Annotated in this window: 11 protein-coding genes; 4 read left to right on the plus strand and 7 right to left on the minus strand. The window is 69.3% G+C overall.

What is annotated here, in order from left to right; genetic code table 11:
- Nucleotides 1-45: 45 nt before the first annotated feature.
- The 4 genes from AC5DRG_RS29615 to acs form a co-directional block, all read right to left on the minus strand.
- Nucleotides 46-993 (minus strand): alpha/beta fold hydrolase, encoded by a 948-nt coding sequence (locus AC5DRG_RS29615; protein WP_491802493.1) that lies wholly within the window; start codon nt 991-993, stop codon nt 46-48.
- Nucleotides 990-1,478, minus strand: coding sequence for a phage holin family protein (locus tag AC5DRG_RS29620; protein WP_491802494.1), 489 nt, complete (start codon nt 1,476-1,478; stop codon nt 990-992). Before AC5DRG_RS29620 ends, AC5DRG_RS29615 begins: the two co-directional genes overlap by 4 nt.
- 44 nt (nt 1,479-1,522) lie before the next feature.
- The gene (nhaA, locus tag AC5DRG_RS29625) at nt 1,523-2,962 is read right to left on the minus strand and encodes a Na+/H+ antiporter NhaA (protein ID WP_491802495.1); all 1,440 of its coding nucleotides are present in this window, start codon (nt 2,960-2,962) and stop codon (nt 1,523-1,525) included.
- 190 nt (nt 2,963-3,152) lie between these two features.
- Nucleotides 3,153-5,111, minus strand: a complete 1,959-nt coding sequence (acs, locus tag AC5DRG_RS29630; RefSeq protein ID WP_491802497.1) for an acetate--CoA ligase — start codon at nt 5,109-5,111, stop codon at nt 3,153-3,155.
- A gap of 232 nt (nt 5,112-5,343) precedes the next feature.
- On the opposite strand from acs, the gene AC5DRG_RS29635 reads away from it, so the two are divergent.
- Both AC5DRG_RS29635 and AC5DRG_RS29640 read left to right on the plus strand, forming a co-directional pair.
- Entirely contained in the window at nt 5,344-5,958 is a 615-nt protein-coding gene (locus AC5DRG_RS29635; RefSeq protein ID WP_491802498.1) for an RNA polymerase sigma factor, read from the plus strand.
- Nucleotides 5,955-6,581, plus strand: coding sequence for a hypothetical protein (locus AC5DRG_RS29640; protein ID WP_491802499.1), 627 nt, complete (start codon nt 5,955-5,957; stop codon nt 6,579-6,581). Before AC5DRG_RS29635 ends, AC5DRG_RS29640 begins: the two co-directional genes overlap by 4 nt.
- 49 nt (nt 6,582-6,630) lie before the next feature.
- Here AC5DRG_RS29640 and AC5DRG_RS29645 read toward each other — a convergent pair whose 3' ends face one another.
- Nucleotides 6,631-9,132: a bifunctional SulP family inorganic anion transporter/carbonic anhydrase gene (locus AC5DRG_RS29645; RefSeq protein WP_491802500.1), complete on the minus strand. Its 2,502-nt coding sequence runs from the start codon at nt 9,130-9,132 to the stop codon at nt 6,631-6,633.
- Between the two features lie 336 nt (nt 9,133-9,468).
- Between AC5DRG_RS29645 and AC5DRG_RS29650 the strand changes: the two genes are divergently transcribed.
- Nucleotides 9,469-10,749, plus strand: a complete 1,281-nt coding sequence (locus tag AC5DRG_RS29650) for a polysaccharide deacetylase family protein (protein WP_491802501.1) — start codon at nt 9,469-9,471, stop codon at nt 10,747-10,749.
- 34 nt (nt 10,750-10,783) lie between these two features.
- Here AC5DRG_RS29650 and AC5DRG_RS29655 read toward each other — a convergent pair whose 3' ends face one another.
- Nucleotides 10,784-11,764: an ATP-binding protein gene (locus tag AC5DRG_RS29655; protein ID WP_491802503.1), complete on the minus strand. Its 981-nt coding sequence runs from the start codon at nt 11,762-11,764 to the stop codon at nt 10,784-10,786.
- Nucleotides 11,765-11,865: 101 nt separating this feature from the next.
- On the opposite strand from AC5DRG_RS29655, the gene AC5DRG_RS29660 reads away from it, so the two are divergent.
- Nucleotides 11,866-12,690 carry a Fic family protein gene (locus AC5DRG_RS29660; RefSeq protein WP_491802504.1) on the plus strand — a complete coding sequence of 275 codons (825 nt, stop codon included), beginning with the start codon at nt 11,866-11,868 and terminating at the stop codon, nt 12,688-12,690.
- Between the two features lie 415 nt (nt 12,691-13,105).
- Here the strand turns inward: AC5DRG_RS29660 and AC5DRG_RS29665 are convergent, their stop codons facing one another.
- A complete protein-coding gene (locus AC5DRG_RS29665) occupies nt 13,106-13,939 on the minus strand; it encodes an HAD family hydrolase (protein ID WP_491802505.1) in 834 nt (277 codons plus the stop codon).
- Between the last annotated feature and the right edge of the window lie 489 nt (nt 13,940-14,428).

Raw genomic sequence — 14,428 nt, forward strand, 5'->3', positions numbered from 1 at the left:
CGTAGAACAGGTGTTCCGCTTCGGATGCCGAACGCGTCCGCGCGGTCACCGATCGGGTTCGGGATCCTTCAGCCAATTCACCAGTTCCGCGGAGAAGGCGACCGGGTCCTCCTCGTGCGGAAAATGCCCGAGTCCGTCGAACAGACGCCAGCGGTACGGGGCTTCGACGTACTCGCCCGAACCGGCCGAGCTCCTCGTCCGCATCACCGGATCCAGGGAGCCGTGCAGATGGAGGGTCGGCACGCGCACCGGGCGCTTCATCCGGCGGTTGAACTGGATGCCGTCCGGGCGGGCCAGGGAGCGGACCATCCAGCGGTAGGGCTCGATCGAGCAGTGCGCCGTCGAGGGGATGCTCATGGCGCGGCGATACGTCTCCACCACCTCGTCGTCCGGCAGGCTCGGGCCCGACCAGTCCCGGATCAGCCGGCCGACCAGCGCGGCGTCGTCTGCTAGGAGCTGCCGCTCCGGAATCCAGGGGCGCTGGAACCCCCAGATGTATGAACTCGCGGCCGTCTGCTTGACGTCCGAGAGCATCGCGTTGCGCCAGCGCCGGGGATGCGGCATTGAGGTGACCACGAGCCGCCGTACGAGCTTGGGGCGCATCACGGCCGCCGTCCATGCCAGATAACCGCCCAGGTCATGGCCGACCAGGGCGGCGTCCGGCTCGCCCAGGGAGCGGATCACGCCGGTGATGTCGAGGGCGAGGTTGGCCGGGTCGTAGCCGCGCGGGGTGCGGTCGCTGCCGCCGACGCCCCGCAGGTCCATCGCGACGGCCCGGAACCCGGCGTCGGCGAGGGCGACCATCTGGTGCCGCCACGTCCACCAGAACTGCGGGAAGCCGTGCAGGAGCAGCACCAGCGGTCCGTCGCCCAGTTCCGCCATGTGGAAGCGGGCGCCGTTGGCGGCGACGTCCCGGTGCAGCACCTTCCCGCCGGGCACATCGAGTCGTACGGCGGAAGCGGGCTGGGCCCAGGGACTGGCGGGGTCGGTCATGAGGACGAGCGTGCCACAGCTTCGAGGGCCTCGGGCACCCGGTCCTCGGCGGCGAGCTCGCGCGGGTGCGGCTTGGCCTTCTGCAGGACGCCCGCCGTCTCCTTCACCGAGGCGGCCACCTTCTGCGGGCCCTTGCCCTTCTTGGCCTTCTTCGCGAAGACGATGCCGATCAGCGCGAGGACCACCGCGACCAGTACGTTGGCCGCGAAGGACAGCAGGAAGCAGATCGCGAGGTTCCAGTGGCTCCAGGTCCGGATGCCGTACGCCAGGGCGAAGTTGAGCATCGGCAGGGAGAACAGCAGGACCACCGCGGCGACCGAGAACGCGCCGCCGCTCGCCACACCCCGCTTGACGTCCTGCTTGAGCTGCGCCTTCGCCAGCGCGATCTCGTCGTGCACCAGCGCCGACATCTCGGTCGTCGCCGACGCGAACAGCTGGCCGATGCTGCGTTCGGAGCCGACCGGGCTGCCGTCGGGTGCACTCATCACGTTCTCCCTCTTCCGCATGTGGTTTGTACCGTCTGGTCAGATCATGCCGGACCGTCGTTCTCCTTGCCCGCCCCGCCCGGCACTTCGGCAAGCCGGTGTCCTTCGGCGGCCTTCAGTTCGGCGATGCGGCGGTGCTCGGCGGCCTTGCGGTCGTAGATGTCGGCCATGCGCAGGTGGTAGGCCGGGTCGTCCTGCTCGTAGATGTCCGGCACGCCGTCGAGGTCGTCGTCGCGCTCCTCGTCGGCGCACAGCGCGCGGTACCTGGCGTTGCGGATCTTCAGCAGGACGGTCGCGCCCAGGGCCGCGATGAGGGAGCCCATCAGGACGGCCGCCTTGACCTCGTCGGTCAGCGCGGCGTCGCCGTCGAACGCGAGTTCCCCGATGAGCAGCGACACGGTGAAGCCGATGCCGGCGAGCGAGGCGACGGCGAACACGTCCGGCCAGGCCAGGTCGTCGCTGAGCGAGGCCCGGGTGAAGCGGGCGGTCAGCCAGGTCCCGCCGAAGATGCCGAGCGACTTGCCGACGACGAGACCGAGGACGACGCCGAGCGTCTCCGGCTTGGTGAATACGTCCCCGAGCGCGCCGCCGGAGAGGGAGACACCGGCACTGAACAGCGCGAACAGCGGCACGGCGAGGCCCGCCGACAGGGGACGTACGAGATGTTCGATGTGCTCGCCCGGGGAGTGCTCCTCGCCCTTGTGGGTGGTGCAGCGCAGCATCAGGCCCATGGCGACGCCCGCGATGGTGGCGTGGATGCCGCTGTTGTACATCAGCGCCCAGACGACGAGGGCGAGCGGGACGTACACGTACCAGCCGCGTACGCCCTTCCTGAGCAGCAGCCAGAAGACGACCAGGCCGACGAGCGCGCCGCCGAGCGCGGCGAAGTCGATGTCGGCGGTGAAGAAGACCGCGATGATCAGGATCGCGAACAGGTCGTCGACGACGGCGAGGGTGAGCAGGAAGGCGCGCAGGGCGCTCGGCAGGGATGTGCCGATGACCGCGAGGACGGCGAGCGCGAAGGCGATGTCGGTGGCGGTGGGGACGGCCCAGCCGTCGAGCGAGCCGCCGCCGGTGAGATTGGTGAGGGTGTAGACGAGCGCCGGCACGGCCATGCCGCACAGCGCGGCCACGACCGGCAGGGCGGCGGCCCTCGGGTCGCGCAGGTCACCGGCGACGAGTTCGCGCTTGAGCTCGATTCCGGCGACGAAGAAGAAGACCGCGAGGAGCCCGTCGGCGGCCCAGTGCTCGATGGACAGGTTCAGGCCGAGGGCCTCGGGGCCGAGGTGGAAGTGGCTGACGCTCTCGTAGCTGTCGTGCAGTGCGGGGACGTTCGCCCAGATCAGCGCGGTGACCGCGGCGACCAGCAGCAGCACACCGCCCACGGTCTCGGCGCGCAGCGCGTCCGCCACGAAGTTCCGCTCGGGCAGGGACAGACGTCCCAGAACCTTGCGGGAGTGGGTGGTGGTGCGGGGCGCGGTCACGGGGGAGACCTCCGGTCGGTGGGCAGCACAGAGCACATGCCGACCAGACTTCCCGGCGCACCTGGATCTTCGTTGTTGCTTTGCTTAGTTTACCTAAGGTGCGGGGCTGATTTGTCCGGTGATCTTCACGGTACGGGCAAAAAGGGCGCCCGGCGCGTTCGCTGCCGGGCGCCCTTCAGGGACGTACTCCTCAGTCCTCGCTGGCCGCGGCGGGCAGCTTGGTCTGGATCAGGTCCATGACCGTGGAGTCGGTCAGCGTGGTGACGTCCCCCAGCTCGCGGTTCTCGGCGACGTCCCGCAGCAGGCGCCGCATGATCTTGCCGGAGCGGGTCTTGGGCAGCTCGGCCACCGGCAGGATCCGCTTGGGCTTGGCGATCGGGCCGAGCGTCTTGCCGACGTGGTCGCGCAGATCGGCGACGAGGTGGTCGTCCTCGGCGTTGGCCGTGCCGCGCAGGATGACGAAGGCGACGATGGCCTGCCCGGTCGTCTCGTCGGCGGCACCGACGACGGCCGCCTCGGCGACGGACGGGTGGGAGACGAGGGCCGACTCGACCTCGGTGGTGGAGATGTTGTGCCCGGACACGAGCATGACGTCATCCACGCGACCGAGGAGCCAGATGTCGCCGTCGTCGTCCTTCTTGGCACCGTCGCCGGCGAAGTACTTGCCCTCGAAGCGCGACCAGTAGGTGTCGAGGAAGCGCTGGTCGTCGCCCCAGATGGTGCGCAGCATGGAGGGCCACGGCTCGGTGAGGACGAGATAGCCGCCACCGCCGTTGGGAACCTCGTTGGCCTCGTCGTCGACGACGGTCGCGGAGATGCCGGGCAGCGGCGTCTGCGCGGAGCCGGGCTTGGTCTCGGTGACGCCCGGCAGCGGGGAGATCATCATCGCGCCGGTCTCGGTCTGCCACCAGGTGTCGACGATCGGCGTCGCGTCGGCGCCGATGTGCTTGCGGTACCAGATCCACGCCTCGGGGTTGATGGGCTCGCCCACGGAGCCGAGGAGACGCAAGCTGCTGAGATCGAACTTCGCGGGGATGTCGTCGCCCCACTTCATGAACGTACGGATCGCGGTCGGCGCCGTGTACAGGATCGTCACCCCGTACTTCTGCACGATCTCCCACCAGCGGCCCTGGTGCGGGGTGTCCGGCGTGCCCTCGTACATGACCTGAGTGGCGCCGTTCGCGAGCGGCCCGTAGACGATGTACGAGTGCCCGGTGACCCAGCCGACGTCGGCCGTGCACCAGAACACGTCGGTCTCCGGCTTGAGGTCGAAGACGGCGTTGTGGGTGTAGGCGGCCTGCGTGAGGTAGCCGCCCGAGGTGTGCAGGATGCCCTTCGGCTTACCCGTCGTACCGGACGTGTAGAGGATGAAGAGGGGGTGCTCGGCGTCGAACGCCTCCGGCGTGTGCTCGGCGGACTGCCGCTCGACGATCTCGTGCCACCACACGTCGCGGCTGTCGTCCCAGGCGACGTCCTGCCCGGTACGCCGTACGACGAGCACGTGCTCGACGTTGTCCACCTTGCCGATGGCCTCGTCGACGGCCGGCTTGAGCGCGGCGGGCTTGCCGCGCCGCCAGCCTCCGTCGGTGGTGATGACGACCTTGGCGTCGGCGTCCTGGATCCGGGTGGCGAGCGCGTCCGCCGAGAAGCCGCCGAAGACGACGGAGTGCGCGGCGCCGATACGGGCGCACGCGAGCATCGCGACCGCCGTCTCGGGGATCATCGGCATGTAGACGGCGACCCGGTCGCCCTTCCGAACTCCCAGCTCCAGCAAGGCGTTCGCGGCCTTGGAGACCTCGTCCTTGAGCTCGGCGTAGGTGATGGCGCGGCTGTCGCCGGGCTCCCCCTCGAAGTGGATGGCGACCCGATCGCCGTTGCCCGCCTCGACATGCCGGTCGACGCAGTTGTACGCGATGTTCAGCTCGCCGTCCTTGAACCACTTGGCGAACGGCGGGTTCGACCAGTCCAGGGTCTCGGTCGGTTCCTTGGCCCAGGTCAGCCGACGGGCCTGCTCGGCCCAGAAGCCGAGCCTGTCAGCCTTGGCCTGCTCATACGCCTCCGCCGTGACATTGGCGTTCGCGGCCAGGTCGGCGGGGGGTGCGAACCTGCGCTCTTCCTTGAGCAGGTTGGCCAGGCTTTCGTTGCTCACGACATCTGCCTTTCCCAGGGTGTCCGTTGTGTCCCAGGCCACAGCTCATCAGACCGGGGGTGCGATGACAAGGGTCGACCGAAAATTGGTTTAGACCTATCTGTACGTCGAGTTCGACGGCCGGGGTCATCCGTACCCACGTACGTCCACCAGGCGAAGTTCAGTCCCTGTAACGCCTTTCACACTCCGGCCCAAGTACGGGTGAAGCGCCACCGACGAGAGGGGACACCGAGTGCAAGGGATACGGGGCGGGCCTGCAGCGGCGGCACGTGACCCACAGCTCTTCGAAGAGTTCTACCGGCGCCATGTGGACGCGGTGACGCGTTTCGTGGCCCGGCGTGTCGACGATGCCCACACGGTGGCGGACCTGACGGCCGAGGTCTTCCTCGCCGTCCTGGACTCCGCCCACACCTACCGCCCGGGCCTGGGCAGCGAGACGGCCTGGCTGTACGGCATCGCCCGCAACGTCGTCTCCGCCGAACGCCGGCGCGTGGCCCGCGAGATGGACCGCGATCTGCGCATCTCGGGGCGGCGGTTGCTGGAGGCCGACGACATCGCCCGCCTTGAGGACAAGCTCGACGCCGAGAGCCCGGGGCGGCGCGCACTCGCCGCACTCGACCGGCTTCCGGAGGGCGAGCGGGCCGTACTGGAGCTGATCACGGTCGACCAGCTCACGGTCACGGAGGCGGCCGCCGCACTCGGCATCCGCCAGGTCACGGCCCGGGTCCGCCTGCACCGGGCGCGCAAGACGCTCCGCGCGGAGGCCGATTCCACGGCCGCGGACACACCCACGGCACCACTGAAGTACGTAACCGAGGTAACCGAGGCGTTCGGGGGAGAGGCATGACCACGAAGACGACGTTCGAGGACCGGCTGCTGAGCGAGCTTCAGCACGAGATCGCCCTGCGCGAGGCGGCGGCGACAGCGGCCGCAACGGACCCCGCCGCGAGGCGCCGCGTGTTCACGCCGCGTCGGCTCGCCCTCGCCGCCGGGGCCTGCGCGGTCGCGGGGCTCGCGGTGGTGTTGGTACCGGGCTCACCGGCCGAGTCCAAGGCATATGCGGTGGAACACCACAGCGACGGCAGCGTCACGCTCACCCTGGATGACATGATGATCAGCCGCGACGCCCAGCAGGAACTCGCCGAGCGGCTGCGCGCCGACGGAATTCACGTGGACATCCAGAACCTCGACGGCGTCCACAAGTGCAGCCAGCCGCGGGGCGAGTCCATCCCGGGCAACTTCGACAGGGAGTCCACGCGGGCCGGTGGCTCCGAGTTCGCCTCCCGCCTGGACTCCTGGAAGGTCACCCTTCACCGCGACGACACCCTGGCCTTCGAGAACTACGCGCTCGGCAGCGAGCACGTGTACGCCCTGATCGCCTACGCGGTCAAGGGCGCCATCGAGCCCTGCGTGCAGGTGGAGCGCCCCAACCCCCTGGAAGGGGTGACCACTCACTCGTCGAAGGACTGACCCCAGCGTGCGCGGCCCCGCCGACCGGGGCCGCGCACCCGCGTCCGGGTCAGGCGGACAGGTCCGCCGCCCGCACATGGTCGAACACCTCGTCGTCGCCCGCGTCGGTGAGCAGATACGCCTGTGCCTCACCCACGTGGAAGTACATCCCCTGCAGTTCCAGCACCCCTTCCTCCAACGCCCGCGCCACGGACCCGTGCGACCGCAGATGCTCCAACTGCTGGACCACATTGGTCAGACACAGCTGCTCCACCGCGTCGGCGGGTGCCCTCCCGGCCAGTCGTGCCCAGCGCCGGCGCTCGTCGGCCATCCGCTCCAGGCTCGGCAGCCCGTGTCGCAGCCACCGCTTGAGCGGCGTCTGCACGCCCCCGGGCTCGGAGTTGAGCAGCGCCTGCATGGCCCCGCACCCGGAGTGCCCGCACACCGTGATGGACCGCACCTTCAGCACGTCCACCGCGTACTCGATCGCGGCCGCCACCGAGTCGTCCCCGCTCTCCTCGCCGGGCAGCGGCACGAGGTTGCCCACGTTGCGCACCACGAAGAGATCGCCGGGACCACTGGAGGTGATCATCGACGTGACCAGGCGCGAGTCGGCGCATGTCAGGAACAGCTGCACGGGCCGCTGCCCCTCGCGCGCCAGCCTGGCCAGCTCACCCCGCACCAGCGGTGCGGTGTTGCGCTGGAACGCGCTGATCCCACGCGCCAGTTGATGCCCACTTGGCCCGCCTGACCCGCCTGATCCGCTCGTACTGCTGGTCCTGCTCGCCCCGTTCAGCCCGCTCGGTCCCGTCGGCCTGTTGGCTCTGGTCGGCCCGTTCGGCTCGTCCCGTCCGGAGAGGTCATTCGGTCCGGAGGGGTGATTCGGCTCGTTCGGCTCGTCAGGGTGTCCGTCGAGCGGGTTGGACTGGGGGAGCTCGCAATGGTGGTTGCGCCAGGGCGTCCAGGGGCTGCAGCGGCAGTCGGCGGATCCGATGACTCCGGGAGCTTCGGCAGCTCTGATGGAGCCGGCGGGCTCGGTGCTGACTCCGGCGCGGCGGCCGGTCAGTTCGACGGAGCCGCCCTGTGCGGTGTGCGTGCTCTGCCAGTCGTGGAGCGACTCGTACGCCGCGTGGTCCATGAACGAGCCGTCCAACTCCACGACGACATCGGACCCCTGGGGTACGAGATGCAGGGCTCGGCTGAGCCTCGGCACCGCGAGGAACGTCAACTGTCCTCGTACATGTACGTGATGGACTCCTTCCTTCTCTTCGTGCGTGATCCGGGTGCGGGCGACGCGGTGCAGGGCGACGGCGACTGCCACGGCGACCCCCAGGGTCACGCCTTCCAGGACGCCGAGGAACACCACGCCGAGTGTGGTGACGGCGTACACCAGCACTTCTCGGTGGCGGGTCACCGTGCGGATGTGGTGCAGGGACACCATCTGGATGCCGACGGCCATCACCAGGGCGGCGAGTGAGGCGAGCGGGATGAGCTCCAGGATCGGGACCATCAGCAGCGCGGCGACTACTACGAAAACGCCGTGCAGCATTGTGGAGTTCCGGCTCACGGCACCCGCTTGCACATTCGCGGAACTCCGGACGGCGACCCCGGCGACGGGGAGTCCGCCGAGGGCGCCGGAGGCGATGTTGGCGGCACCCTGTCCGAGCAGTTCGCGGTTGAGATCGGAGCGGACCATGCCCGCTCGCCCGGCCGTCAGCTTGTCGACGGCGACGGCGCCGAGCAGCGACTGCACGCTGCACACCAGCGTGGTGGTCAGGACGGCGGCGGCGATGCCGAGCACCGGGCCCTCGGGCAGTCCGGCCAGGGCATGGCTGCTCCAGGACGGCAGGTCGACCTTGGGCAGGCTCAGCCCGGCGAGCGAGGCGGTCGCGGTGGCCCCGGCGACGGCGACGAGCGCGGCCGGGATCCTGCGCAGCAGTCGGCCCACCCGGCCCGGAACCCGCGGCCAGAGCAGCAGCAGGGTCAGGGTCAGCACGCTCGTCGCGACGGCGGCGGGGTGCAGCTGCGCCAACTGGGCGGGCAGGGCACGGAGGTTGTCGAGGACGGAGCTCTGCGGAGTGCCGCCGAGGACGATGTGCAGCTGGGCGACGGCGATGGTCACGCCGATGCCGGCGAGCATGCCGTGGACGACGGCGGGGCTGACCGCGAGCGCGGTGCGTGCCACGCGCAGGCAGCCCAGGCCGAGTTGGACGACACCGGCGAGCACGGTGATCGCGCAGGTCGTACGCCATCCGTAGCGGTGGATGAGGTCGGCGGTGACCACGGTCAGACCGGCGGCGGGGCCGCTGACCTGGAGCGGGGAGCCGCCGAGCCGGCCGGCGACGAGCCCGCCCACGGCGGCGGCCACAAGGCCGGCCTGGAGCGGTGCGCCGGTGGCGAGGGCGATGCCGAGGGACAGGGGCAGGGCGATCAGGAAGACGGCGATCGCGGCCGACACGTCGGCGCCCGCGATGCGGAATCGGCGGGGCGGAGGTGGTGGCGGGCTGTGGGGCTGGTGGATGCGCTTGGTCCGACTCGAGTCGGCGATGGGGGTGGGTACGCAGGCGGCCATTTTTCCCGTCTCCTCCGGGGCAGCGCGGTCGCGGAACAGGTGGTCCCCCGTGGTGGACGGGGGGCGGGTCGCGGCCGTGGGTCACGGCGTGCAGCGGCGGGATGAATCAACGCTCGGTAAACGAATCGTAATGCAGAGTAAAGGTCAAGCATGAATTTTACGGGCAAATAGGGCAAGCAGCCACTCCAATGAGTGAAGCGGCCATTTGATCGGCTTGTCGTACTAATTCCTTCTCGGTCCCGTGCGAACTTGGCGGCGCTGTCGGCATTCCCGGCACATCACCAGAAAGCGCCCTCATCGGCGTTGGCCTGAGAGAAGGAAGAAGGTGGGCGGAACATGGCCGCCACCCAGAGGATCGCCGCGGGCGCCGCGGGCGCCGTGATCGCCGCGGCCTGCGCCGCAGCGCTCGCCGGTTGCGCGATCGGCACCAACGGTGCGAAGGAAGGGGCCCCCGGCCCCCAGAAGGCGAAGCCGGCTCAGGCGCCGAAGAGCATGGTCCGCCTGATCGGCGACGGCTCCACCTCCTACACCGGAGCCCAGCCGCACCTGCCCAGGCCCGAACGCCTCAAGCCGGGTCAGCGGCCCCCCCAGTTCGTCGTCTTCTCCTGGGACGGCGCGGGCGAGGACAGCCAGAAGCTCTTCTCCCACTTCCGCAAGGTCTCCAAGGACAACCGCGCGACGATGACGTACTTCCTCAGCGGCGTGTACATGCTGCCCGAGGACAAGCGCGACCTCTACCGGCCCCCGCAGCACTCACCGGGCCGCTCCGACATCGGCTTCAACGACGAGCAGGGCATCGCCGAGACCGTGAAGCAGCTGCGCCTGGCGTGGCTGGAGGGCAACGAGATCGGCACCCACTTCAACGGCCACTTCTGCGGCAAGGGCGGCGGAGTGGGCGAGTGGTCGGTCGAGGACTGGAAGGACGAGATCGCCCAGGCGAAGAAGTTCGTGAAGTCCTGGAAGACCAACACCGGCATGAAGAAGTCCTCCCCGCTCCCCTTCGACTACGACAAGGAGCTCATCGGCGCCCGCACGCCATGCCTGGAGGGCCAGAAGAACTTCATGTCGGCCGCCCGCGAGCTGGGCTTCCGCTACGACACCAGCGGCGTCAACGACCAGCTCTGGCCCAAGAAGAAGCAGGGCCTGTGGGACCTGTCGATGCAGCTCGTGCCCTTCCCCGGGCACTCCTACGAGCAACTCACCATGGACTACAACTTCATGGTCAACCAGTCGGGCACCACGACCCAGGGCGACCCCGACAAGTACGAGTTCTGGGGCGACCAGATGCGGGACGGTCTGCTCAAGGGCTTCGACCGAGCCTACGACGGCAACCGCGCACCCCTGATCATCGGCAACCACTTCGAGTCCTGGAACGGCGGCACCTACATGCGTGCCGTCGAGGAGGTCGTCGAGCGGGTGTGCACCAAGTCCGAGGTGCGCTGCGTCTCCTTCCGTCAACTGGCCGACTGGCTGGACGCCCAGGACCCGAAGGTCCTGAACAAGCTGGCCGGCCTGAAGGTCGGTGAGACCCCGAAGGAGGGTTGGGCGACCTTCCTGTCGGGCCACCCCGCCCCGGCCCCGAAGGGCGTACCCGGGGCGCCGGCGGCCAAGCGGTAGCCGTCGCCGCAGCCGTCGTCATGCGGGGGCCGGGTCAGACGGCCGCGGTCACGCCCTCGCCGAGTACGAACCCGGGGTCGACCTGCGCCGTCAGGTCGGCCCCGGCGCGCTCGTTGGCCCAGGACTGGGCGTTCTTCAGATGGAAGTGCACCATCTGCTGCGTGTAGCGCTCCCGGTCGCGCAGTTCGTACGTGGCGTCGGCGGCCGTCCGCAGTCGGCGCAGGGCGCGGCGGTTGGTGTCCTCCAGGAGCTCGAACCGGGGCGGCCGGCCCTTCTCCATGGAGCGCACCCAGTCCGAGTGCCCGACGGTGACCAGGAGGTCGTCCCCGACCTCGGCGCGGAGGAAGTCGAGGTCGTCCTGACCCTGCACCTTGTTGCCGACGACCCTCAGAACGACGCCGAAGTCGCGGGCGTACTCCTTGTACTGGCGATAGACGGAGACCCCCTTCCGGGTCGGCTCGGCGACGAGGAACGTCATGTCGAAGCGGGTGAACAGGCCGGAGGCGAAGGAGTCAGAGCCGGCGGTCATGTCGACCACGACATACTCGTCGGGGCCGTCCACCAGGTGGTTCAGGCACAGCTCCACCGCTCCCGTCTTGGAGTGGTAGCAGGAGACCCCCAGGTCGGCATACGTGAACGGTCCCGTGACCATCAAACGGACGGCGCCGCCGTCGAGTTCCACCGGCCGGGCGCAGGCGTCGTACACCGGATTGGTCTCGCGCACCCGCAGCAGCCGTGAGCCCTCGCCGGGCGGGGTCGTCTTGATCATCGTCTCGGCGGAGGTGATGCGTGGGTTGCTGCCGCGCAGGTAGTCCTTGATCAGCGGCAGCCGCTCGCCCATCGCGGGCAGCCGGGCGGCCTCCGCCTCGTCGAGGCCGAGTGCGGCGCCCAGGTGCTGGTTGATGTCGGCGTCGAAGGCCACCAGCGGCGCTCCGGAGGCGGCGAGGTGGCGGATGAACAGGGAGGACAGCGTGGTCTTGCCGCTGCTGCCCTTCCCGACGAAAGCAATTTTCATGTTCACAAAGGGTAGTGGCGGGCTAGCTGTAGGTGGCAGGCGTACGTGAAGAAGACCACTCCTTCGTGGGGCACGCCCGCGGTGTGCGTAATGTCGTACTCATGAGTACGACAGGCGCGACCGCCGATCCGCTCGCGGCCCTGGGCTCGCTGCCCGGCGTGGCCGAGTCCGTGGAGTCCGTGCGCAAGGCCGTGGACCGGGTCTACGGGCACCGGGTCATGCGGCGCCGCAGCAATGAGATCACCTCCGAGGCGGCGCTGCGCGGAGCCCGCGGTTCGGCGGCGCTGTCCGGTGCCGACTGGGCCCTCGAAGAGGTGCGCCGGCGCACCGACTTCAGTGGCGATGACGAGGCGCGCGTGGTGGGCGCGTCCCTCCGGCTGACCGCCGAGGCGGGGCAACTCCTGTCCATCTGGCGGCAGTCGCCCCTCAGGGTGCTGGCCCGGCTGCATCTGGTGGCCGCGGCGAACAACGCCGACGAGGTCGGGCGGCCCCGGCTGGCGGGCGAAGTGGTCGACGAACCGCTGATCGAGCTGCCGCTGCCGAGCGCGGCCGAGGTCTCCGGCCGCCTGGAGGGGCTGTCCGAGCTGATCATCGCCGGAGGTTCGGCACCCGCGCTGGTGACGGCCGCCGTCGTGCACGGCGAACTGCTCGCGCTGCGCCCCTTCACCTCCCACAACGGCCTCGTCGCGCGCGCGGCCGAACGGATCGTCCTGGTCGGCAGCGGCCTCGACCCGAAGTCCATCTGCCCGGCCGAGGTGGGCCACGCCGAGCTGGGGCGAGCGGCCTGTCTGGCGGCCCTCGACGGCTATGTCTCCGGAACTCCGGCGGGCGTGGCAGCCTGGATCGCCCACTGCGGCAAGGCGATTGAGCTGGGGGCCCGCGAGTCGACAGCGGTGTGCGAGGCGCTGCAGCGCGGGGCGGCGTAACTCTCGCGCACGCTCGCGTGGCGGACGTACGGGAAAAGGCCCCCATTGAGGGGGCCTTTACAGGGTTGCGGCGGTACGAGTCTCGTACCGCCGCTGGCATGCTCACCGGGGTACCAAGCGTCCTCGAATATTGCCCATCAAGCCGGGAACTTGGCCCGTACCTGGTGCGGCTGGCCCGTAATCGACGGGTCGACGTCGCGTGGGTGCCCGGTGATCATGCTCGGTCCGTGGGGCCAACTGCGTTTTAAAGGTGATCCTCTCGGATGTCCTTGGTCTCGCGGGCCGTTGACTCCTTTGTACTCCAGACCTGGGGCAAGCGGAAGCCCTGGCTGCACTTCTTTACTTTTAGTCTCAAATAGGTGTTAAACGGGCGCCGCTAAGGTGAATAGTGCCTGGTCGCCCACAAAGTCGCAGTTCAGACGACCGTCGCCCGCCGCCGACTCGCGTACCAGACGAGGCCCGCGGTGGCCGCCGCGGCGCCTATCGCGGCCGCCGCGACAAGCGCCGGACGGGGCGGAACGGAGAGCGTGGGAATGCGCTGCTTGAGCCGCACCGGGCGATGGAAATCGAGAATTGGCCACCCGCGCGCGAGTGCCTCACGTCGCAAGGTGCGGTCCGGATTCACCGCGTGCGGATGGCCGACGGCCTCCAGCATCGGCACATCGGTCGCCGAGTCGCTGTAGGCGTAGCAGCGGTCCAGGTCGTAGCCCTCCGACTCGGCCAGCTCCCTGACCGCCTCGGCCTTCGTCGGGCCGTACGCGTAGTACTCCACCTCGCCCGTGAAGCAGCCGTCCTCGCCCACGACCATACGGGTGGCCACCACGCGGTCCGCGCCGAGCAGTTCACCGATCGGCTCGACCACCTCGGCACCCGACGTGGACACGATGACGACGTCCCGCCCGGCGGTGTGGTGCTCCTCGATGAGGGAGGCGGCCTCGTCGTAGATGATCGGGTCGATCAGGTCGTGCAGGGTCTCGGCGACGATCTCCTTCACCTGCTGGACGTTCCAGCCGCGGCACATCGCGGACAGGTACTTGCGCATCCGCTCCATCTGGTCGTGGTCGGCGCCGCCGGCGAGGAAGACGAACTGGGAGTACGCCGTTCGCAGGGCGGCCCTGCGGTTGATCAGACCGCCTTGGTAGAACGACTTGCTGAAGGTGAGCGTGCTCGACTTTGCGATGACCGTCTTGTCCAGGTCAAAGAAGGCCGCTGTGCGGGGCAAGGAGTGGTTTTCCACAACCCCGAGCATAGGTGCAGCCCATTCGGCGTAAGGTGTGGCGCGTGGGTTTGCCTGAGAGGGCCTTCGGGTACACCATGGAAGTCACGGATCGTTCGCGACCGTGCTAACCCGGCCCGGCTCCTCCCCCCCCGAGTCGTGCCGTGGAGACGACCCCCACTCTCCCCCCCGGTGGGGGTCGTCGCACGTCCGGATGCGTTTTCCCCCTCTGATTTCTCTGTAGGCGGCTGTCGAACCGCGCTGACGCGGCGATGGCCGCCTCTTTCGTATGCCCCTGAGTCGTCACCGTGTGTAGTCGGAAGGCTGCTCTCCGGGCTGCCTGTGGAAGTCGTACGGAGGGCCGCACACGGGTCACCGGTATGGGTGACGGCGATATTCACAGGCATCGAGTTGTCCACAGATTTCGACCAAGATCCACACGATTTCCCGGCTCGCTGCACCGTGATTCCAGCGCGCTCCGCTCGCGGCCAGTTCATGGCCGGATCCGATTGCGGGGCGCCA

The organism is Streptomyces sp. JLBG701 (assembly GCF_058544905.1).